Origin of the sequence: Streptomyces turgidiscabies Car8, from assembly GCF_000331005.1 — a bacterium.
Lineage (GTDB): Bacteria > Actinomycetota > Actinomycetes > Streptomycetales > Streptomycetaceae > Streptomyces > Streptomyces turgidiscabies.
Genome location: NZ_AEJB01000592.1, coordinates 1 through 1,057 on the forward strand (window position 1 = coordinate 1; position 1,057 = coordinate 1,057).

General features: G+C 57.3%; 2 rRNA genes. Both read left to right on the plus strand.

The features are described from left to right. Positions 1 to 841 (plus strand): 23S ribosomal RNA (locus STRTUCAR8_RS41615); the annotation flags it as partial. Positions 842 to 934: 93 nt separating this feature from the next. Then, positions 935 to 1,051: ribosomal RNA gene (gene rrf, locus STRTUCAR8_RS41620) — 5S ribosomal RNA — on the plus strand. Positions 1,052 to 1,057: the final 6 nt, after the last annotated feature.

Here is a 1,057-nt window from a genome sequence, read left to right on the forward strand (position 1 = left end):
AAGACCCCGGGACCTTTACTATAGTTTGATATTGGTGTTCGGTTCGGCTTGTGTAGGATAGCTGGGAGACTGTGAAGTGGGCACGCCAGTGTCTGTGGAGTCGTCGTTGAAATACCAGTCTGGTCGTGCTGGATGTCTAACCTGGGTCCGTGATCCGGATCAGGGACAGTGTCTGATGGGTAGTTTAACTGGGGCGGTTGCCTCCTAAAGAGTAACGGAGGCGCCCAAAGGTTCCCTCAGCCTGGTTGGCAATCAGGTGTTGAGTGTAAGTGCACAAGGGAGCTTGACTGTGAGACCGACGGGTCGAGCAGGGACGAAAGTCGGGACTAGTGATCCGGCGGTGGCTTGTGGAAGCGCCGTCGCTCAACGGATAAAAGGTACCCCGGGGATAACAGGCTGATCTTCCCCAAGAGTCCATATCGACGGGATGGTTTGGCACCTCGATGTCGGCTCGTCGCATCCTGGGGCTGGAGTCGGTCCCAAGGGTTGGGCTGTTCGCCCATTAAAGCGGTACGCGAGCTGGGTTTAGAACGTCGTGAGACAGTTCGGTCCCTATCCGCTGCGCGCGCAGGAACATTGAGAAGGGCTGTCCCTAGTACGAGAGGACCGGGACGGACGAACCTCTGGTGTGCCAGTTGTCCTGCCAAGGGCATGGCTGGTTGGCTACGTTCGGGAGGGATAACCGCTGAAAGCATCTAAGCGGGAAGCCTGCTTCGAGATGAGTGTTCCCACCCACTAGATGGGGTAAGGCTCCCAGTAGACGACTGGGTTGATAGGCCAGATCTGGAAGCCCGGTAACGGGTGGAGGTGACTGGTACTAATAGGCCGAGGGCTTGTCCTCAGTTGCTCGCGTCCACTGTGTTGGTTCTGAAACCACGAACAACCCCGCCCATGGTCACGGGTAGTGGTGCGGTTGATATGTGTTTCACCGTGTTTCGGTGGTCATAGCGTGAGGGAAACGCCCGGTTACATTCCGAACCCGGAAGCTAAGCCTCACAGCGCCGATGGTACTGCAGGGGGGACCCTGTGGGAGAGTAGGACACCGCCGAACAATCAT